Below are 19,405 nucleotides of genomic sequence, written 5' to 3' on the forward strand. Positions count from 1 at the left end.
CAATACCCCGTAACTGGAGTAGGTCGTATTAAATTCGTATTCGAGTTCGTGTGACTGTCACCACAACCGATAAGCGTGGCTTGGTGATCTGTGTGTAAAATTACGTTCCAACCAATTCAACGCTCCACCCTTTCTCGAGGGGGTTCCTCACTCCGTTATCCAATAATAATGGCGGACCGATTACAGAGGAACCATTCAGCGTCCTTACCGAGATTACTCGACTGGTTCGACCGTCTCCTTGCCACAGTGAGGGCAGTGATCGTAGTCATCGTCTACTGGCTCCTCACAGGACCGACATACGTACGGCGTTTCCTTCCCTTCCATGAACGACTGTTTCGTTTCTTCGAACTTCTCCCCGGCCTTCCTGAATAGATCCATTGTTCATAACAGGCTAGCGACCCGAATAAACGTTGGGACAAATACTCCCGATTCACCAGCGACGAGCAATCGAAACGAGGACTAATCAGGATTCCTCGAAAACTACATCAGAAGAATGGGGATTTCGCTGGTCCATAGGCAACGGTAGTGGTGGATTTTTGGTGCCCTCACGGGTGAGGGCACTCCATTCGGTGTGCCTGTTCGACCAATGGCAACGAAACAACCCACAGTAGCGTCGTTCGAGGATACCGAAACTCGACACGACGAGATGAACGAGACGATCGAATCGTGGCTTCGCGACCTCGTCGACCTAATTGGCGAAGCACGAGCAAGTGAAGAGTTCAAACTGGTAGCAAGACGGATTCCCCGGGCGCGGTGGCCCGGGGAGGAAGCCGACAACCAACAGTATAAAAACTTCTAAGTAACCAGGCCTCTTCTTGAAGATAGAGTGGACGACTACCTGAGACGCACAGCCATCACTCGACTCGTCTTGAGCGACGAGCGAGACGCTGACTTGCTCGAAGCCACAATTAGCGACTGGCAACACGGAGCCACCCTCGCCTCTCAAATCGGTTGGGACGAAAACGAGGACTCCAAATATGGTCTCCAACAACTCGCGTACTCTGATGTACGCGAAAACACTCGTCTCGGGAGTCAACACGCAATACTCGCCACTCACCAAGCCGCAAGCGCACTCACAGGCGTCAACGAACTCCAAGACAAAAGCCGCAAGGTATCCTGTCCAGAGTTCACCAGCCCGACCATCAAATACGATGCGAACACGCTTACGCTCTTTGACGACAACACCGTCTCACTCACCACCGTTGAGAACCGTGTTCGGTGCGAACTCGTCCTTCCCGAGGACGACGACGGCTACCAGTACCAATTCCTGAACGACGACGAGTGGAGCGTCACGGAAAGCACGATCACTGCTCGTGACGGGGAATACTTCTTGCACCTCGGGTTCCGTAAACCGAATCCGTTCGATAAACAAGAGTCTCCTGCCGAGGACAGAACAGTTCTCGGAGTAGACCTCGGCATCGAACACTTCGCCGTCACCTCAACTGCACACTTCGAGTCAGGGAAGAAACTAGTTCACGACCACGACCAATTCGAGCAAGTCCGTGGTGGACTCCAACAGACTGGAACACAGTCGGCTCACCGAACCATCGTTGGTCGAGAAACCCGCGAAGAACGCTACTCGCGAGACAAACTGCATCGAGTTTCGAACGCGATTATTGAGGAGGCCGTTGAACACGAGTGTTCGCATATCGTGTTCGAGGACTTGTCGTACATCCGCGACCGGATGCCGAACGCGAAGAAGTTCCACCAGTGGGCTCACCGCAAGCTCATCCAGTTCGTGACGTACAAAGCCGAAGCACGCGGGATTCGTATCGAGTTCGTGGATGCGGCGTACACGAGTCAACGGTGTTCGGAGTGCGGTCATACGAGTCGCGGGAATCGACCTGTGCAATCCCGCTTCGAGTGTGAGAAGTGCGGGAAGACACTTCACGCGGATTATAATGCGGCGAAGAATATCGGGTGGGGGTTTGTCCGCCGTGGGCTAAACGACTCACGGCGGACGGGCAACAGTCAACTTGCCCTCAAGTCAGGAACAGTGACGCCGAACCGGGGATTCATCCCGTACTCCGTAGTGAGTTAGAGGCCGAGAACACTGACAAGCCCCGCGCCACCGTGCGCGGGGTTGTTGACACACTGGCTCGAGGTACAGAGTCGCTTTCACGACTTTTCACACCGGAATACGCTCTTGATCGGCCAGCAGTGTCCAACGGCGACGCGCGTTGCTGGGTATCGAAGCTGGCAAACGAACTTCGATCGGCAGGTGAAGAAAGGAGAACGAGCGATCTGGATCTGGGCACCAATCACGGCTCGAAAATGTCCATCCTGTGGGCTCTCGAAATCGCGTCACTCGAGTACTGGGTGTGAGTACACCGAAACGCCTCCAGAGGAGTGGTCGAAAGGCCTCGTCGGTTTCAAGCCGGTTCCCGTCTTCGATATTTCCCAGACAGAAGGGGAGCCACTCCCGTCGCTCGAGACCGAAACAACAGGAGATGCTCGCGAGATCGTTCCCCTACTCTATGAAGCCGGGAAGACGCTCGATATCGAGGTGACGATCGTGTCTAAGGAAGCGTGGCCCTTCGGCTCAGCCAAAGGGGTCTGTGAGTTTCACAGTGATAGGCGACCTACCGTGAAAGTGCGTGAGCGGACAAACACTGCTGACCTCGCGACGACACTCGTGCACGAATACGCCCACGCACTGTTGCACGCAGATGATCTCAGCAAGAGCGAACACGCGAGTCGCGAAGTCGAAGCCGAAGCAGTCGCCTACATCGTTGGCCGATACGTCGGGCTCGATACCAGCGGCTCGGCGTTTTACCTGGCCGCGTGGCAAGGCGACGAACCCGAAACGGTGAGTGAACGTCTCGAGCGTATTCGCTCGAGTGCAAGTACGATCATCAAGGATTTGGAATTGATCGAATCAAGAAAAGGTGAACTACCTAGCTCAATCAGTGAATAGCATCAGTCGTGAGTAAGTGGGTAGGTGCCACAAGGCAAATTGTGCTCTTCCAGCAGGCCGATCCCACACTCGGTTGCATATATCTGAATGATCCGAAGATATATTGAGAGTAGCCACCTACAGAGAGGTATGACCGAGTTCGATCCAGCCCCCGAGTCCAACGGTACCCAGCGACGGTGGCAAGCAGGAACGGACACGTTTGGTCGTGTCTATGACGTCGTCCTCGGGGTTACATCTCCGACTGCGTACACCGAAATTGCAGAACTTGCGGACTGTTCTCCAAACGCCGCGAAAAAGCACCTCGAGCGCTTGGCGGAGATGGGCATCGCCCGAGCCGATAGAGACAGCCGCCCGGCGACATACGAACGAAACGAGGGATACCTCGAATGGCAAGACGCCAGTCGGATTGCAACCGAACTTTCGGTCGAAGAGATCATCAATCGGGTGGAGGCGCTTGAAGCACAGCGTGCAGAATACGAAGCGCAGTTCGGGACGGCAGACCCAACGGACGTCTCCGTGTTCGACCACGGTGATCACGAAACCATCCACGAACGGATGACCGCCGTCAGTGAGTGGCAGGGTGTGATTCGAGATATTCGGCTGTATGAACTTGCTCGCCAGCTCTCCCAGAACGATGGGCATCTAATTCCAGCGTAGATGAGTCTGCCACCAGAGGATTCAGCGCCTCACTCGACAGGACCACCGGATCGACAGACACTGCGCCTGTTGGAACGACAGCTTACGTCGGATTCACTCGTCGCCGAAACGACGTTCGACCCGGATTCTTATGAACCCCGACTGCTTCATGCGCTCTTCGACGCTGGACGGTACCCAGACTCGGTAACAGCGGCTCGGCTCGACATCCGGTGGTTCACGACTGGTGATTTCTCGGTCCACTACGTTGAAGAACACGAGGCTGGAGAGCGCTGGGAGTGTCGCTGGGATTGGCATCCGAATACGCACAACACCCGGTTACACTTCCACGAGCCGCCATCTGCCACCGAAATCACCAATCTCGAACTCCCTTCTCTCCATCCACTCGAGGTATACTCGACAGTGCTTACGGCGATAGAGCAACGTATAGAGACACTGTGGCCCTAGCAAGTGCTGAGAACAGTCGAGATACACCTAATGGAGGGTCCTGAATATCAATGGATGCCCGACAGATGTGCAACAACGGCGTTGTTGTGACACCTCAGCCTGAAATCCACGCCACTAGTATATGCACGTATATGCCCATAATACATAGATCTCGTATTGACGTCCGTAGGTATACTATATCGTCGTACTTGGAATTTCGGGACTCTCAATCGATGTAGTATCGAAACTTGACCTTCACAATATGTGGGAAAACGTTCGTCCAGTTGATCGACAGAGATCTCTTAGTTCTCCTTCGGCGGCAGTTGGACAGTTCTTAGCCAGAAATCTTCAATCACCTGTGCAAGCTGATCGAGTTCATCAGGCGAATCGGGTTTTTGTAGGCAGGCATTCGCATGAAGTTCGTACGACTGGATTATATCTTCTCTTGCATCCGACGTGGTCAGAACGATCACGGGAATCTGACATAACACAGGTCTGTCTTTGAGTTCAGTAAGAACTTCGATGCCACCCGGCCCAGACACATTGATATCGAGGATCACGAGATCGGGGCGGGGCGCATCCGTATAGTCGCCCTGTCCATTCAGAAACTCGAGCGCTTCGTCACCGGTTGAAACGACGATTACGTTAGTGGTGAGCTCTGTCGTCTCGAATGAGTGGATGAACCGTGAAACACTATCAGGGTCAGGCTCGATAAGAAGGACATCGTATGTACGGCTAACTCGCTGTAGAGCCTTATTCGTCACAATTCTATGCCCAGTAATGTGTTCGCCGGGGATACCGATTGCTCCCAATCATTTTGGTTGAGTGAAATATTTGCCATCGCATACGTCGGCCCAATTCATGAGGGGGTGATCTGCGATGTCTTGAGGGCTCAGCCTTCAAGAGGGTAGAGGCATCACTCAGTGGGAGCCTACATTCTTATTATCAAAGGATGTTAATTCACTCAATATGGTACGAGAAGCGGCGGATGAACTGCTCAACTACTTAGAGGAGGAGTTCGACGACGACCTACGAAGCGTTGGGTACTATACGCCCGAAGAAAGCGAGTTTCAGTTCGCCCGCGATGATGTCGAGTCAGCATACGACTGTGGTGATCTCCAGCGAGTCTTTCGCGATAACCGGTTAGAAGCGCTCGATACACCACATCAAGAGTCGCTGTACGCCCATGGACGATTACTTGCAACAACTCGCTTTTTCGAAGACGCAACAGAGCTTCATTTCGTCGTCGGCGAAACCCAGGGAATCGTCGCCGCGATTGATACAGGGGCCGCTGACGATGTTCGTGAATTAGTGAGTGAGTGCGCCGACATCGTTGATGTCGGTATCGAGTGACTGGGATACCTGTAGCGATGGTAGTATCTACAAAATCGGCCTCAATGGCCGAAGACGTTGGTATTGTCAGTTGATGTGTTAAACGCAGGGAAATGATGGTTGGTGATTGGAGGATCTGCAGCTACACCTGAGCTGGCGATGTCCCCCTCCCCGCGCAAGCGACAGTCTCGGCCAGGTCAACATTATTCTAGCGGCCAGAAAGGACGCGAGAGACGTTCTTCATGCTGTTCCTGTGTGAATATTGCCTCAAAACAGTTGGTGGGGATACTCAATGTGCTTCGATCACGAGGAGGTCGTCCTGTGGGCGCATCACCAGTGTTGGTTGCTTAATCGGATGAAAAGAATTGATTACAAAATGGCAATTTGAATTCTCAGATCAATCTTGTAGATGAGGATTTTGTATCCGAGAGGTTCCACGGCTGTCAGCCAATTATCAGCGATAGGCGAAACTCGATGTCCTATCTCTGTATAGAGGAGTGCAAATGATTATTATGGAACCATGTGTAAGACTAGCATGGGATCGAGTACGGGCTCACCAATCGACGATATTTCGTATCTCGCGCGGTCCGAACACCGTGCTCCAACACTCATCGCTCTAACTGTCCGTCCGCGGAGCCGGTCAGAACTCTGGGAGATGACTGGAGTCTCGTCGTCAACGATTCGACGGACACTGAGCGAGTTCGAAGAGCGCAACTGGATCCGTAGAAATGGATACCAGTACGAGGCGTCACCGCTGGGTACGTTCATCGCATCCGCGGTAGCAGAGTTAATCGAGCGAGTCGAAATCGAGCGAAACCTCCGCGATGTCTGGCAGTGGCTTCCAGACGAAGAGAGCGGGTTCACGATAGAGATGTGCTCCGATGCGGTCGTGACGGTCGCCGAAGCCGACAACCCGTATGGTCCGATAAACCGATTCCGTGAGCTGATCAGTGACACCGGCCAGTTCCGGTTCGTCGGATCTGATCTCGCTCTCCTCGAGCCATGCCGAGATGAGTTCTGTCAGCAAGTCATCGACGGCATGCAAGCGGAGATCATCGATCCGCCAAGCGTCGCCGAGTACATTCGCTCGAATTACCCTCAATTGTCTTCTGAAACCCTGGCAAGTGGCAATCTCACTATCTGGTTACACGACGACCTTCCATCGTATGGAATCTGTATCTTCGAGGACCGAATCGCGATATGTGGACACGATCCTGACAGTGTGACAGTCCGAGTGCTGGTCGACACCGATTCACCGGAAGCACGGGAATGGGCAGAATCAGAGTATACGTACTATCGCCGCCAGACCCCAACGATCCCGCTTGAACCGGTCATGGACTGACGAACTGGCGTGTCTGGCCCCAGTGCGTCTATTCTCTCTTTTCCATACGCCGCCGAAACTTTGTCTGATGACATGCCAGCATAGTAAGAGAACAGAATTTTCGATTCGTGGCTCGATCCCCCTCAGTCACTGCCAACTATTCAGCTTCTGCACGAGAGTCACTCGTTGCACAACCGCTAATCAGTGGACACGGCACCAGTCATCACCGGTGTGTCACGAGTTAGCTATCTAACGCTTGAACGCGAACCAACTCTTGCCGAAAGGCAACTGAAACACCATGGCAAAAGCACACAAACTCGATTGTGAAGCGGCAGCAGCTGATTGTCGGTTCATCATCCAATCAGAGAACGAAGCCGAAGCGACCGAACTGGCCAGGAACCACATGAAAGAGGTTCACGGGCAAGACTACACAGACGAAGAACTACGAGAAAAGCACCTCCAGGTCGTGTAAATATGGCTATCGACACGCAGATCAACCACGGTATCGACATCGAACAATTCGAAGAATTCGCCGAATTCGCGGCTGAAAACCCCAATGGGGTGCAGCTCGGACTCGCTGCTCGCTCGACTTACGAGGGGACGTGCGCTCATAGCTTGGCGAAGGTAGACAGCTACGAACTCGGCGGTGAGACGATCGCGCGCGAGACCCGCGAGTACACGATCCCCTACGGAGCGTGGAAGGAAGTGTTGGACGCAGGCGGATGGGTTGGCGGAACCGACCGACTCGAACCGATCGAGGCCGCACTCTCCGCGCTCGCCTCTTGTATCAACGTCGGCATCACCATCAACGCCGTCGCAAACGGCGTCGATATCGAGTACCTCCAGACCCGGGTCCGCACCGAGTTCGATCCGCGCGTCCTCTTCAGCCTCAAGGACCTCGGAGAGGCCGATGCCGTCTTCGAGAATCTAACCGCAGAAGTCGAGATCGAGAGTCCGAATCTCGATAAGGACCAGGTCGACGAATGGGCGCGGCGGGCACCAGTCTACACGCTCATCTCGCTCGCTCAGGACATCCAACTCACGGTGAATACTCCGGCCGAAGTGGCGGCCGACGACTGATGAGGTGAAGACAAATGGCAAAATCACTAGACGTCGAACGACTCGAACAGGCAGTCAAGAGCGTCTACCAAGACGTTGCAGAGGAACCGTCAGAAGAGTATCACTTCGAGATGGGGCGCGGATTGGCAGAACGGCTCGGCTACCCAGCGAGCGATCTCGATCAGATCCCCGCGCAGGCTCTGGAGTCATTCGCGGGCGTGGGATACCACTTCGACCTCGCCGCTCTCGAAGAAGGAGATGACGTGCTCGACCTTGGGAGCGGTTCCGGGACGGATGCGTTCGTCGCAGCGTTACATGTCGGCGAATCCGGGAGTGTGACCGGGTTAGATATGACCGACCAACAGCTATCGAAGGCACGGCAGTTGCGTGATGAGGTCGGGATGGACAACGTATTCTTCGAGAAGGGGTACATCGAGGACGTTCCTTTCGATGACGGGACATTCGATGTCGTACTCTCGAATGGAGTCATCAACCTCTCTGCGGAAAAGCAGCGAGTGTTCACGGAGGCAAATCGAGTCCTCAAACCAGGCGGACGGCTCGCCATCTCCGATATCATCAGCGAGAAACTGATGCCGAAGAGCATCAAGAACAACGAGGACCTGTGGGCAGCTTGTATCGGCGGAGCCGAACAGGTCGATCGTTACACGGAGCTCATAGAGCAGACCGGGTTTGAGGTGAGGGAGGTTCGGGACAATACCCAGTATGAGTTCATCTCGGATCAAGCAGCGAATGCATGTCAGAAGTACGGCGTGAAGAGCATCTCGCTCGGCGCCTACAAGTGATCACAATGGCAACAAGACAATCGGTCACAGACGAACAGCAAGAACAGGTCGAACTCGAGGCAACGCTCCGGAACGGGTCGCTGTTGATGGCGCTCGCGGGCGTCGCGTTCATCGGATACGGAATCGTATTCCTCGTGATGAACTTCGTAGGGACTGGTTTCGAACTCGGGGTCAGTACGCTAAACGGGATGACGAAAGCCGACTTGGATCCGACAGTGGCGTACTACATCAGCCACCTGCACGTCGCCACTGCCGCGTTCATAATTTCGACAGGAATCGCGATCACCGCCCTGTCTTGGTACGGCGTGCGTCAGCGGCTCACCTGGGCGTGGGCAACTGCAGTCATCGCTGCCGTCACCGGCTTAGCGCTCGCGTTGCCGATGCACTACACGGCAGATGCATTTGCTCACGACTGGATGACGCATCTCGGCCCCATCTACGTAGCGACAGTCGTCTTCGTCGTCGGCGTCGTCATGGCATATCGAGGCTTGAACGCGACGTAACTGCGATAGATGGCCAACAGAATTACAGATGATCTTCGAATCCATTATCATTTTGCATGGCGGTTCTATCGTTGAGGTTACACTGCTTGAATACTTACTCCACGTTGTTCTCTACCTGTTTGCCTTCGGTGGTATTGCTGCCTTCGTTGTCGGGGGACTCAAAATTGCCAGCGCCATCCGCTCCAGAACTGTGAAAAACCGGCGGCAGGGAGAGAGGGGCTTATGATTACATCCCACTTTCGCCTGTAAGAGGACAACTTGCCGAAGTCGCCGGCCTCGAGTCGATCAAGCAGATCGGATAAACCCTCACGGACACCATCACTGCCGACGAATTATCCGTCCACCCGCTAACGGACATCTATGGACGGTACCGAGCTCCGGGTGGAACACTCGTCGTCGAACACAAGCTGAACCAGCCATCGGGAACCGGATTGACAGCCGGGTTCTCGAGGGCAAAGACATGTTCGAGACGGTGATGGATACGAAAGAAGAGATATAACACGAGGCAGGGACGATCGTACCGATTGGAGACCTCGAGTCGATCAGGCGAGGCGAGGTCAGCGTGGAAGGTCATGTGATCGAACTGTGGGAGCCCTCGAGTTCAGCGATTCAGCAGGTTGGATTGCTCGAGGACGAGACGGGTAGAACGAAGTTCACGATCTGGACGAAGAGTAGGAAAACGATAGTTCGCGAGGGCGAACAGGTGCGGTTCAGGGCGGCAGCGAAGAACTGGTACAATGGTCGGTGCTCGATCGCGCTGACTCGGTGGTCGGAAATCGTGTTCCCAGAGCGCGACCACTGGTGGGAGTAGCCGACAAACCCTCTTTTTGCAGGTGCCCGATCACCCTCTACCCACCGCCCCACCCGCCTCCACGTTCCGGGCTGCTCACGGCCAACGGCCGTTTCGCTGCCGGGCTTTCGCCAAAGGAATCCAGTGATGAGAACTCTATCAGACAAACGATGAAGCCACAGGGATCGTGAGTGGAATAAAGGAGACAACGAACCCTTTTCGCTGTACTCTCGATGAATTCTTGCGCATTTCTACCCGAACTCGAGAGCCCGGCTTATCCCGTTTTTGATGCGGTCCTCATCGGGCAGGTAGTTGTCCTCACGGGCGAACAGCGGCACAGGCACGTCGTAACCGGTCACTCGTTCGACCGGCGCCTCGAGGTAAAGAAACGCCTCCTCGTTGATGCGAGCCGTGATCTCTCCGCCCATTCCGGCCGTCTTAGGCGCCTCGTGAACGACGACGCAGCGGCCAGTCTTCTTCACGGACTCGACGATAGTCTGCGTGTCCAGCGGGTAAAGCGTCCGTGGGTCGATCACCTCAACGCTTGCTTCGACGTCGTTGACGGCGTCAAGCGTCTTGCGGAGCATCGAACCCCACGCAACCACCGTAACGTCGTCGCCGAACTCGACGACGCGGGCCTCACCGAGCGGGATTTTGTGTTGGTCAGGCACCTCCTCACGGAACGAGCGGTACAGCCGCGTCGGTTCCATAAATATGACCGGATCGGGGTCGCGAATAGCGGACGTGAGCAGGCCCTTCGTCTCGGCCGGAGACGACGGGAAGACGACCTGCAAGCCGGGGAGGTGGGAAAAGCCGGCCTCATAGCTTTCCGAGTGAAGTTCCAATGCACGGATCCCGCCACCGTAGGGCATTCGGATTGTCATGGGGCAGGTTATTGTCCCCCGACTTCGGCTTCGTATACGCGCAACGTGCTGTGCTAGCTGGTGAAATCCCTGATAGAGGAAACTCTGGAACTGGATCTCTGCGACCGGCTTCATTCCAGTGGCCGCGAGTCCAACGCCTGTGCCGATAATCCCCGCCTCTGCGACCGGTGTGTCGAACACCCGATCCGGATAGTCGTCGATCAAACCCTGAGTCGCCCTGAATACCCCACCAACCCGACCAACGTCCTCCCCGTAGACGACGACGCTATCGTCGCGGGCTAACTCCGCATCCAAGGTATCACGAACAGCCTCGACCATTCGAAGGCGTTCAGTCATCCGTATCACCCTCGGCGCCTTCCTCGAAGGCATCGAACTGTTGCTCGAGTTCAGACGGCATGTCCTCGTACACGAAGCGGAACATATCTGCCGGGTCGATTGCCTCACGTTCCTCGTTTGCCTGATCGATTGCGTCAGCGAGTTCGGATTCGATTCGTTCGTCGATCGTATTCTCCGTTTCCTCATCCAGGATCTCCCGGTTTTCGAGGAACACCTGGAACCGCAGGATGGGATCACGAAGCTCCCACTCCGCTTCCTCCTCGTGGCCGCGGTAGGCTGTGGGGTCGTCGGAGGTCGTGTGCATCGAGCGCCGGTACGTCAGAGCCTCGATCAGGACCGGGTCGCCGTTCCGGGCTTTTTCGATCGCTTCCCTGGCGACACGGTAGACACCCAGCACGTCATTGCCGTCGACTTGAATCCCCTCGATGCCTGCCGCAATTGCCTTTTGAGCCAGCGTCTTTGCTTTGGTTTGCTTCTCGACCCCCGTCGAGATGGCATACCGATTGTTCTGGCAGATAAAAACCGTCTGAGAGTCAGAGATGCCGGCGAAGTTGAACGCTTCGTAGACGTCACCTTCGCTGGTCGCCCCATCCCCGAAGTACGTAATGGCGACCGTGTCGCGGTCTTGCAATGCCTCTCCCCAACCGATGCCAACGGCGTGCAGCGGCTGGCTCCCAACAGGAATGGCTGGCGGCAAGGCGCCCTTTCCGCCCGGTATTTCGGCGCCTTCCTCCATCCCCATTGCGTACTGGAGGATCTGTTCGGGCCCGGTTCCATGCGTCAGTAGGGCAGCTTGCTCGCGGAACGATGGGACGAGCCAATCGTCATCTGCCAGGGCGTATGCGCTCCCGACCTGCGCTGCCTCTTGTCCGATCGCCGGTGCGTATGTCCCGAGTTCACCCCGGCGTTGCAACGCAATTCCGCGCTCGTCGAGTCTGCGCGACCGTTTCATCTGTTCGTACAGGTCGAGCAGCTGATCGTCGGTCAACTCGGGCACCAGTTCATCGTCAACCGTTTCATCCTCAGCGAGGACCTGTACAGACCGGATAGTAAACTGAGCAACGTCTTCCTGGGGCATACCGAAGGCATGCGCTCGAGCGAGTTAATGCGCGGCCCAGTGTACGACGGCATCTCACGGTGAATGCGCTATTATAACTTGAATCCGCCTCCAGTGGGCAGTAGATACGGATGTTCTCACTCGTGCGAATTATGTGAGGGACAGGCGCAAAACCTCGCCGTTCACGGAGGGGATACGCGCCGTCAAGGGATGGCACAACCCACTGACGACAACACGGCTGTCGAGGTATCCATGAGTGGGCGTGGAGCACGAATCGAGTACTGAGTTGAGGGGTATGTTTTTCAAATGCGTGTTCTATAATCTAACTAATGACTCTGGAGTTGACGACACGTAATTCGGTGATCCCTATATCGCCAATTATCGGTTTCGGTCTTACCGTAATAGTCACACTTACGTCAGCGATTACTATCGCCTTCTTCTCAGTATTATTAATCTCCTGAGATTATTTGCTGACGGTTGATATCTTCTCCATATTGATATCGACGCTATCGCCGAAACTGCAGAGTAGAACTACCTTGTTGAACGGTGAAATCTCATCTAGTATTTTGTAACAGAGACGGACTATATCGCCTGAAAGAAGGTGCGAACAGTATTCCTCGCTCAAAGTCTATTTTCAGTATGGTAGACGTAGTAGTCTCACTAGAAGATGGGCAGACCTCGATCTCACTGTCTTCGATGTCGGGACCTCAGAAGGTGATGAGGTCCTCGCGTTCACCGTCGAAGGTGTCATCCGCCTGGGGACAGACCTCATGGAGATGTTCGCCGAGAAGGTCGTGATCCCGCCCGAGATCCACTTCCGAATTGAGGAGTGAGTAACTCACTCGGGTTCGTCCGAGGCTTCGATAGTGAGTACGCCGTCAGCCTCGACGGTCACAGAATAATTCTCGATTTCGAAATGAGCTGCGAGCTCATTTTCCCCTTCGGTATCGGTTGCTGAAGAGCAAAAGAGGGTATCCAGCGCGACCGGGTCCAGGTACTCGTAGAGTGTGAAGTCGGTCTCAAGCGGATCGACCCCTTCGATGGTGGCGATCGCTTCGATGATGGCCATACTCGGCGTACGATCCGAAAACTCGGTTTCGAACGTATGGCGATCAACGGGTAACACGTCCTCTAGAACACTGATCTTGATTTTATAGAGGCTGTTCCGTGTCAAAAATGGCCCATTCGGGGTTCACCGACAGCACCAGTCTATCCGACCTCAATAGTAGCAGACTGGTTCACTAAAAAGGTTCGAAGACCTCGTGAAGGGCTTCCTGGTGGCTGGTACTCGAGCGCCGTCTCGAGTTCTGTTGTTTTCTCTCGTAGCAACTGTCTGTGTCAAATTAGACTGCGTTCTGTCGTGGGGAGGAGGTGCAGTCTATTTCTTATGGACCTCGGAGTCGGACTTCATCGTCTCTGTGGGAATCTACGTGCTCACTTCGGAGTTCGTTCGACTCATCGTCGCCCCAGCCTAACAGGTCTTTGACTTTGTCGGTGAGGTCCTGATCAGAATCACGCTCAACGGTCGCGCGACCCCCGTTTACATCACGTATTGTACCAATACGAGTGCCATCGGAAGTGACTACGTTCTTGTCGCGGTCGTCATCGGTGAAATCTCGTGCCATTCCATCCTTCTCTTTGTTCAGTACGAGGGGATACTCTTGGCCTGTATACGCCAGCATGTCACAAGGTAGTAGATATCTCTTCCTTCAAACACTATACTAACCACGTCACCCTTGTCTGGGGTCTTTTGAACGTTCGGTTTGGGCGTTGCTTAGTACAGATGCTTACGTAACAAATCTAACCACGGACCGTCGATTGGACACCACAACAGACCGGCCCGGCGCGGAGGTGTTGTTCACCGACGGCCAGCGTGTCCACGCTCGCGACGCCGTGATCGACGTCGAGCACGTCCGCCTCTGGTTCGAGCCACTCGAGCCTTGCGAAGAGGAGGTGCCGTGTAAGCCGGGGACTCGAGGGTTCCGGTACGTGGATCGGTGACAGAGGACGGCCACCTGGGGAGTGGCCGGGTTATGATGGTGCGATTTTCGTCCGCTTCGATGCCTAACGGTCTGTATCCCTGGGGGATTTCAGACCATTTCCGACTCCGCTAGTGAGAGTGAAGACTATTTTCCCGTCGTATTCAGGGGAGTTCGGGACTACTGTCAGAGCTAGCGTACACTCAAGGACATTGACTCGAGTATCCTCATATGGCGCTTCAAGACGTCCTCCCAGACCGAGAGTGATTTCTCACAGTATCGGCACTCGTCCTCTTCGAAGGCATCCTTTCGGTCGGTTTCAGGCACTCGAACCACCTGCGAGAAATTCGAGGACCAGACCGAAATACTGGCTTCCGGCGAGGGCCTTTTCCCTGGTTATCATATAATTACGATATGGCATCACAAGCTGACGCGTTTTGCCATCTGTGTAATGACCCGATGGACTCTGACGAAGACGTTGAACAGCACTTGCTGAATGAACACCGGCCGCCTGAATTGGCCGAAGAACTCGCCACTCTGTGGGAATCGGAGGAGCATGGCAATCCTGAATAACCTCGCTCGAGGGGTTACTCACCGTCACCAATCCGCATCTGTTCGACTTCGTTTGCGAGTTGGTGCTTGAGCCGACGCGCCGGTAGCCACAGTAAGTCGTGAACTCGTGTCGCCGTGAGCGAGCTATGGCTGTTAATCGTCTGTCTGCTCGCACGGGTGACCGACCGCAAAGCCCAGGAGTAGAGTGAATTGAATTGCCACCCACCCCATTCGGGCGCCTCCTTGGTAGATCGAGTAGGTGCCAAAGAACACCAGTAACAGCACTACGACGAGTCCGAGAGGTTTCGAGAAGTCCGCTTCGAGTTTGTATCGTTACTCATTGTTCACCGCCTTATCCCCCCAATTCGGACGCGCTCCATAGCTCTGGTTCGGCGTCTGCTGGCTGATACAACGGATGCACCGGATGACCGTTCTTCGTCGTGTCGAGCACATGGAGGTCGCCCTCGAGGAGCCTAGCGACCTCGCTGGCCCGCCCTTGGAGCGAGCCGTTCGCGCCCCACGCGGCGACGACCGTCTCGGCCTCCTCGCAGACGGCCTGAAGGTGATCGTCGTTCTCCGGGCCAACGGGATCGGCGTGCTCTAGAAGGGCGGCGGGGTCGGGACTTCGAAGTGCGAACAGGTTCACCACGGCGAGCGAGCCGTAGCCCCACTCTTTCGCGAAGCCGAGACAGCGCCGAATCGTCGGGTCGTCCTCGGTCGCGTCGGCCGTACTCGGGTTGAGCATGAGAAACGCCAGCGTCGGTTTCTCGGCGTCCCACGCCCGCCACAGTTGGTATCGATAGACACTGTCGTCGCTGAGAACCGCGCCATTGCGGTCGTCTCGGGGGATCGGCGAGTCGCTCACTGTGAATCACCGTCCGTTTCCTCAGACACGAGATGAGGATCGATCTCGAGCGAGAGCGGCGTCAGGATCTCCATGACGTGCTCGATAACGTCCGCCGGGACCGCGTCGTGATCGACACACCACTCCGGTTCCATTCCGTAACTGAATGCGAACTCGGCGATGTCGTCACTGTCCCGATCGAGTACCTCGAAGCGTCGACTGTAGGCCTGGAAACAGATGCCATAGGTGTATATCGTCCCCTGCTCGCCCGTGTGACTGATGCTCAAGTCCTCGATGTGTGCCGGGTCGATCTCGGGAACCGGCTGGCAACAGGCTTCCGCGCGGCGTTTAATTTCGGCCGCCGTGAGGACCTGTTTGCCTTTGCAGTTGCCACAGAGTTCGGCCGGTGGATGGTCAGTGTCGCCGCCGGCAATCGGGCCGTCGACGAGTAGCGACGGGAGTTCGACGCCGCACCACTTGCCGTGGCCCGGGTCGTCGACCTTGAGCCGGGTTCCCTCTCGAGGTGTGGCGGTCATCGGTCGTCACTCCCTGAACGATCAGTGCCCATGTAGAGTGATCGGTGATTTCTGCCAAAACCTACCGGTGCAGAGTTACAGAGAGTCGAGGAGAAAGCCCACGACTTTAGTCGTGGGATGAATCCGACAACCCGCGGCACAAACCACGAGAATTAAGCAGGCTGACAGCTTACGTTTGAGTAAGCCGGACTCGTGGCGAAAACTGGAGTTGGATCGGGGTCTCCATCAACAAAAAGCAACCCTGCGCTGCAAACGGCCTGCTCTCCCGATAGGGACTAAGGGCGATGGCACGTCCCGTGCGGTGTAAGCAGATACCCAAGCACACCACGCCTCAGCTGAGGCCTGACGCATACGCGCACAAACCAGAGTACCACCATCCCGGTGGGAATATCGCTTCCGGAGACACAGGAACGGCCTGCTGTCCCACGGAAGGAATCCCACGACTTCAGTCGTGGGTGGATGTCAACACGCGAGTGTTGTCTTCGCGCTACCGCAGCGCGGGCAACGTGTGAACTCGTACGTATTGTACTTGTTCTCGCTATCGTCGGAGAATTTCTGCTTACACGAGTGGCAATAGTAGTCGGGCATGAGCCTTCACAGATAGTAGGTGACGGCTCCTCTTGTCGTTCACTACCGCTCGAGGACTGCTCATTCATCGCGACCACGCTCCATTACCAGATTTCGACAGTAAGGTTGTTCTCTGTACCCTGACCCACATAGTATTATAAGGAATTCAAATTATCTGGCTAGCTTGCCTCTGTTTAGCCAATTCAGGCTGCCTGTTTATCGCTGTCAGAAGCAAAAGCGTGGTATGAGTGAGTTTTCCGATCGGCTTTTGATACTCCTGATGGCATCGGTCACCCTCGGAAGCGTCCTCATAGGATGGGTCGGTGGATTCCTACTACCGCAGGTTACTGGCTGGGGACAAAACGTCGGAATGGCTATCCTATTCGTCGTTTTCGTAGCCGCTTTGATCGGGGTCTGGTTCGAATTAAAGAGTATCGATACAGATCGTGGTTGATCCACGTCGGAGCCCAGTTACCGATTGAAATGTGGCCAATTTTCTTGGGCGACCAGCTCTGTTGCACCGCAGCATCCACATTTTGCAGGTGCATCGTACTGGTGACCGTTATCGGTTTGTTCAGACACCGTACCGGCGTGTATTACCTGACACTGCGTGCAAACGTACTTTTCAGGGAGTTCTGGAGTGTGTGCCATGTATCTAGATACCGCTGTCAACAAGTTATAGATGAGGTGTGATCTCGCACTAGAAATGCGTTCGGTCGAGTCGTCGACATTGACGAACTGCAGGACGAACCGCTCCTTGACGTGAGTGATCGGCTGGTCGAGGTCAGAACGTTCGAAGGAGGCACGCCGATCCGAATCAGGATTACACAGATTCGAGGCGAAAGCCCACGACTTTAGTCGTGGGGTGAATCCGACCCTCCGCTACCCGAGCCGCGTGCGATGGCTGGCCTGAGTCTCCCACGCTAATCCATACTTTTACGAACCAATATTACGTAGCACGTAGTCTCCTCAGGGCGACGCCACCGTCTCGAGGTAATCCCTTCTCGAGCGATCCGTCAGTGAACGTGATCGTCATCGCATCGTCTGCAGCCTCTTCGTCCTCATCTCCCGCAGACGCCCCAATAGTCGCATCACTACCGACCGTACAAGATTGGCTCGCGGCCACCCAGTGTTTAACTCTCTCGAGGAATAATGAGAGGTAATGGAACGCCTGACTTCCCAGACAGAGCACACGAATCAGACAGAACGCGAAACTACTGGAGAAGAAGGTGTTCGAACCTGCCCGGAGTGCGAGTCGACGTCGCTCTCGAGAAGCGCAGACGGGAGCGAGATTAGCTGTGAGGACTGTGGACTGATTCTGGAAGAGGAGACGATCGATCGGGGGCCGGAGTGGCGAGCGTTCAACGCGGCCGAGCGCGACAGCAAGTCCCGCGTCGGCGCGCCGACGACGCAGACGATGCACGACAAGGGCCTCACCACGACGATCGACTGGAAGAACCAGGACGCCTACGGACGGTCACTCTCCTCGGAAAAGCGTAGCCAGATGAATCGCCTGCGGAAGTGGCAAGAGCGAATCCGGACGAAGGACGCCGGTGAGCGAAACCTCCAGTTCGCGCTCTCTGAAACCGATCGGATGGCCTCCGCCCTGGGCGTTCCGCGCTCGGTCCGTGAGGTCGCGAGTGTGCTCTATCGACGCGCGCTCGAGGAGGACCTCATTCGTGGACGGTCCATCGAGGGCGTCTCCACGAGTACGTTGTATGCGGCCTGTCGGATGGAGGGGATTCCGCGATCCCTCGACGAAATTGCCGCCGTTTCGCGGGTCGACCGGATGGAGATCGGCCGCACGTATCGGTACATCTCGAAGGAACTCGGTCTCGAGATGCAGCCCGTCGATCCGAAGAAGTACGTCCCTCGCTTCTGTTCGGAACTCGAGTTGCCCGAAGAAGTGCAATCGAAGGCCAACGAGATTATCGACACCACGGCCGAGAAGGGGATGTTATCGGGGAAGTCACCGACGGGATATGCCGCAGCCGCCATCTATGCTGCGGCGCTCCTCTGTAACAAGAAAAAGACCCAGCGGGAAGTCGCCAACGTTGCCCAGGTGACCGAGGTCACGATTCGAAACCGATACCAGGAGCAGATTAGCGCGATGGGCATTCACGAATAACCAAAATCTGCCTCGTTGTTCGCCAACAGGGTAGTTCCAGACCTGCACCAGGAGCGTTCCTCGAATAGCGGCCCCACCCGTGTCGATCAGTTGCTGATGGTTCGATTCTGGAATCGCTTCAACCATCCCTAAAACCGTATCGTCTGGCGAAACGGAGCGCGAGTGAGTGCAATCCTACGCCATCGTTCTCGGGATTTAAATATGATTTTGAAATAGCGCACATTGATGAGCAATTCGCGAGGCCCTACCAATCTGAGTGAAAACGGGCGAGCCGCGGATAATACGAAACGGAGGACAGCAGCCAATAGTTCTGGAAACAGGCCCAAATCCACAGTGAGAGCCGGTTCTTATCGGGAGATTGAACAAGGAGAAACGTACGTTCACAGAGAGCATGGGCTGGTCGAGGTCTCCGGGGTCTGGAAGGGGACCGAAAAACTCGAGAGCGCTCGTCACACGGATGGGGAGGACACGGTCATCGTTCGCTTTACGGTACTCAATTCCGGCAAACGGGCACGCGAACTCGCCGACACGTTTGCCAGCTTTGTCCGTAGTCTCAAGTAAGAACGTCTCAGAAAATCCGGCAGAAGTAAGTGTGCTTTTTTTAGCTAACGACATTGACCGGTCACAGTATCGGTAAAAGTCGCTCACCTCCCGGCAGCGTCCACGGACGATCGAAATCCACGGGTCTGCCCGTGTGCACCGCCGCTGATCCGATTC

General features: G+C 55.4%; 25 protein-coding genes and 1 pseudogene. 17 read left to right on the forward strand and 9 right to left on the reverse strand.

Features of this window, described 5'->3' with window-relative positions:
• Window positions 1-213: 213 nt before the first annotated feature.
• Window positions 214-378 (reverse strand): hypothetical protein, encoded by a 165-nt coding sequence (locus tag ACFQO4_RS05405; RefSeq protein ID WP_500259928.1) that lies wholly within the window; start codon window positions 376-378, stop codon window positions 214-216.
• 208 nt (window positions 379-586) lie between these two features.
• Here ACFQO4_RS05405 and ACFQO4_RS05410 point away from each other — a divergent pair, with 208 nt between their 5' ends.
• The 5 genes from ACFQO4_RS05410 (at window position 587) to ACFQO4_RS05430 (ending at window position 4,018) form a co-directional block, all read left to right on the forward strand.
• Entirely contained in the window at window positions 587-799 is a 213-nt protein-coding gene (locus ACFQO4_RS05410) for a hypothetical protein (RefSeq protein WP_500259929.1), read from the forward strand.
• Between the two features lie 27 nt (window positions 800-826).
• Window positions 827-2,041: an RNA-guided endonuclease InsQ/TnpB family protein gene (locus ACFQO4_RS05415; protein ID WP_500259930.1), complete on the forward strand. Its 1,215-nt coding sequence runs from the start codon at window positions 827-829 to the stop codon at window positions 2,039-2,041.
• Between the two features lie 45 nt (window positions 2,042-2,086).
• Complete coding sequence (locus tag ACFQO4_RS05420; RefSeq protein ID WP_500259931.1) at window positions 2,087-2,917, forward strand: ImmA/IrrE family metallo-endopeptidase; 831 nt, start codon at window positions 2,087-2,089, stop codon at window positions 2,915-2,917.
• A 129-nt stretch (window positions 2,918-3,046) separates the two neighbouring features.
• Window positions 3,047-3,574, forward strand: coding sequence for a DUF7342 family protein (locus ACFQO4_RS05425; protein WP_500259932.1), 528 nt, complete (start codon window positions 3,047-3,049; stop codon window positions 3,572-3,574).
• Window positions 3,575-4,018 (forward strand): toxin-antitoxin system TumE family protein, encoded by a 444-nt coding sequence (locus ACFQO4_RS05430; protein ID WP_500259933.1) that lies wholly within the window; start codon window positions 3,575-3,577, stop codon window positions 4,016-4,018. It begins immediately after the preceding gene.
• A gap of 281 nt (window positions 4,019-4,299) precedes the next feature.
• Here the strand turns inward: ACFQO4_RS05430 and ACFQO4_RS05435 are convergent, their stop codons facing one another.
• On the reverse strand, window positions 4,300-4,761 hold the full coding sequence (locus ACFQO4_RS05435; protein WP_500259934.1) for a response regulator: 462 nt from the start codon (window positions 4,759-4,761) through the stop codon (window positions 4,300-4,302).
• A gap of 205 nt (window positions 4,762-4,966) precedes the next feature.
• On the opposite strand from ACFQO4_RS05435, the gene ACFQO4_RS05440 reads away from it, so the two are divergent.
• The 8 genes and pseudogenes from ACFQO4_RS05440 to ACFQO4_RS05475 form a co-directional block, all read left to right on the forward strand.
• Window positions 4,967-5,350, forward strand: coding sequence for a DUF7522 family protein (locus ACFQO4_RS05440; RefSeq protein WP_500259935.1), 384 nt, complete (start codon window positions 4,967-4,969; stop codon window positions 5,348-5,350).
• Window positions 5,351-5,849: 499 nt separating this feature from the next.
• The gene (locus tag ACFQO4_RS05445; RefSeq protein WP_500259936.1) at window positions 5,850-6,671 is read left to right on the forward strand and encodes a helix-turn-helix transcriptional regulator; all 822 of its coding nucleotides are present in this window, start codon (window positions 5,850-5,852) and stop codon (window positions 6,669-6,671) included.
• A 277-nt stretch (window positions 6,672-6,948) separates the two neighbouring features.
• On the forward strand, window positions 6,949-7,122 hold the full coding sequence (locus tag ACFQO4_RS05450; RefSeq protein ID WP_500259937.1) for a DUF1059 domain-containing protein: 174 nt from the start codon (window positions 6,949-6,951) through the stop codon (window positions 7,120-7,122).
• 2 nt (window positions 7,123-7,124) lie between these two features.
• Window positions 7,125-7,730: an OsmC family protein gene (locus ACFQO4_RS05455; protein WP_500259938.1), complete on the forward strand. Its 606-nt coding sequence runs from the start codon at window positions 7,125-7,127 to the stop codon at window positions 7,728-7,730.
• A 14-nt stretch (window positions 7,731-7,744) separates the two neighbouring features.
• Complete coding sequence (locus ACFQO4_RS05460) at window positions 7,745-8,512, forward strand: methyltransferase domain-containing protein (RefSeq protein ID WP_500259939.1); 768 nt, start codon at window positions 7,745-7,747, stop codon at window positions 8,510-8,512.
• 5 nt (window positions 8,513-8,517) lie between these two features.
• Window positions 8,518-9,015: a hypothetical protein gene (locus ACFQO4_RS05465; protein WP_500259940.1), complete on the forward strand. Its 498-nt coding sequence runs from the start codon at window positions 8,518-8,520 to the stop codon at window positions 9,013-9,015.
• Between the two features lie 28 nt (window positions 9,016-9,043).
• Window positions 9,044-9,241 (forward strand): hypothetical protein, encoded by a 198-nt coding sequence (locus ACFQO4_RS05470; protein WP_500259941.1) that lies wholly within the window; start codon window positions 9,044-9,046, stop codon window positions 9,239-9,241.
• A 192-nt stretch (window positions 9,242-9,433) separates the two neighbouring features.
• A pseudogene (locus ACFQO4_RS05475) lies at window positions 9,434-9,826 on the forward strand (DNA-binding protein); the annotation flags it as partial.
• A gap of 230 nt (window positions 9,827-10,056) precedes the next feature.
• On the opposite strand, the gene ACFQO4_RS05480 reads toward ACFQO4_RS05475, so the two are convergent.
• The 5 genes from ACFQO4_RS05480 to ACFQO4_RS05500 all read right to left on the reverse strand — a co-directional run bounded on the left by ACFQO4_RS05480 (window position 10,057) and on the right by ACFQO4_RS05500 (window position 13,764).
• Window positions 10,057-11,025, reverse strand: a complete 969-nt coding sequence (locus ACFQO4_RS05480) for an alpha-ketoacid dehydrogenase subunit beta (RefSeq protein ID WP_500259942.1) — start codon at window positions 11,023-11,025, stop codon at window positions 10,057-10,059.
• Window positions 11,018-12,103 carry a pyruvate dehydrogenase (acetyl-transferring) E1 component subunit alpha gene (gene pdhA, locus ACFQO4_RS05485; RefSeq protein ID WP_500259943.1) on the reverse strand — a complete coding sequence of 362 codons (1,086 nt, stop codon included), beginning with the start codon at window positions 12,101-12,103 and terminating at the stop codon, window positions 11,018-11,020. Before pdhA ends, ACFQO4_RS05480 begins: the two co-directional genes overlap by 8 nt.
• Window positions 12,104-12,789: 686 nt before the next feature.
• Entirely contained in the window at window positions 12,790-12,924 is a 135-nt protein-coding gene (locus tag ACFQO4_RS05490; protein WP_500259944.1) for a hypothetical protein, read from the reverse strand.
• Window positions 12,921-13,208, reverse strand: coding sequence for a HalOD1 output domain-containing protein (locus ACFQO4_RS05495; protein ID WP_500260465.1), 288 nt, complete (start codon window positions 13,206-13,208; stop codon window positions 12,921-12,923). The genes ACFQO4_RS05490 and ACFQO4_RS05495 overlap by 4 nt, the downstream gene beginning before the upstream one ends.
• Window positions 13,209-13,467: 259 nt before the next feature.
• Window positions 13,468-13,764: a DUF8593 domain-containing protein gene (locus ACFQO4_RS05500; protein ID WP_500259945.1), complete on the reverse strand. Its 297-nt coding sequence runs from the start codon at window positions 13,762-13,764 to the stop codon at window positions 13,468-13,470.
• 136 nt (window positions 13,765-13,900) lie between these two features.
• Between ACFQO4_RS05500 and ACFQO4_RS05505 the strand changes: the two genes are divergently transcribed.
• Both ACFQO4_RS05505 and ACFQO4_RS05510 read left to right on the forward strand, forming a co-directional pair.
• Window positions 13,901-14,083, forward strand: a complete 183-nt coding sequence (locus ACFQO4_RS05505) for a hypothetical protein (protein WP_500259946.1) — start codon at window positions 13,901-13,903, stop codon at window positions 14,081-14,083.
• 392 nt (window positions 14,084-14,475) lie between these two features.
• Window positions 14,476-14,634, forward strand: a complete 159-nt coding sequence (locus tag ACFQO4_RS05510) for a hypothetical protein (protein ID WP_500259947.1) — start codon at window positions 14,476-14,478, stop codon at window positions 14,632-14,634.
• Window positions 14,635-14,965: 331 nt separating this feature from the next.
• Here the strand turns inward: ACFQO4_RS05510 and ACFQO4_RS05515 are convergent, their stop codons facing one another.
• Window positions 14,966-15,478 (reverse strand): DUF1643 domain-containing protein, encoded by a 513-nt coding sequence (locus ACFQO4_RS05515; RefSeq protein ID WP_500259948.1) that lies wholly within the window; start codon window positions 15,476-15,478, stop codon window positions 14,966-14,968.
• Window positions 15,475-15,993 (reverse strand): hypothetical protein, encoded by a 519-nt coding sequence (locus tag ACFQO4_RS05520; protein ID WP_500259949.1) that lies wholly within the window; start codon window positions 15,991-15,993, stop codon window positions 15,475-15,477. The genes ACFQO4_RS05515 and ACFQO4_RS05520 overlap by 4 nt, the downstream gene beginning before the upstream one ends.
• Window positions 15,994-16,804: 811 nt before the next feature.
• Between ACFQO4_RS05520 and ACFQO4_RS05525 the strand changes: the two genes are divergently transcribed.
• Entirely contained in the window at window positions 16,805-17,014 is a 210-nt protein-coding gene (locus ACFQO4_RS05525; protein ID WP_312911727.1) for a hypothetical protein, read from the forward strand.
• Between the two features lie 708 nt (window positions 17,015-17,722).
• Complete coding sequence (locus ACFQO4_RS05530) at window positions 17,723-18,688, forward strand: transcription initiation factor IIB (RefSeq protein ID WP_312911656.1); 966 nt, start codon at window positions 17,723-17,725, stop codon at window positions 18,686-18,688.
• The last annotated feature ends 717 nt before the right edge of the window (window positions 18,689-19,405 follow it).

Origin of the sequence: Saliphagus sp. GCM10025334 (genome assembly GCF_042663485.1) — an archaeon.
GTDB lineage: Archaea > Halobacteriota > Halobacteria > Halobacteriales > Natrialbaceae > Natronosalvus.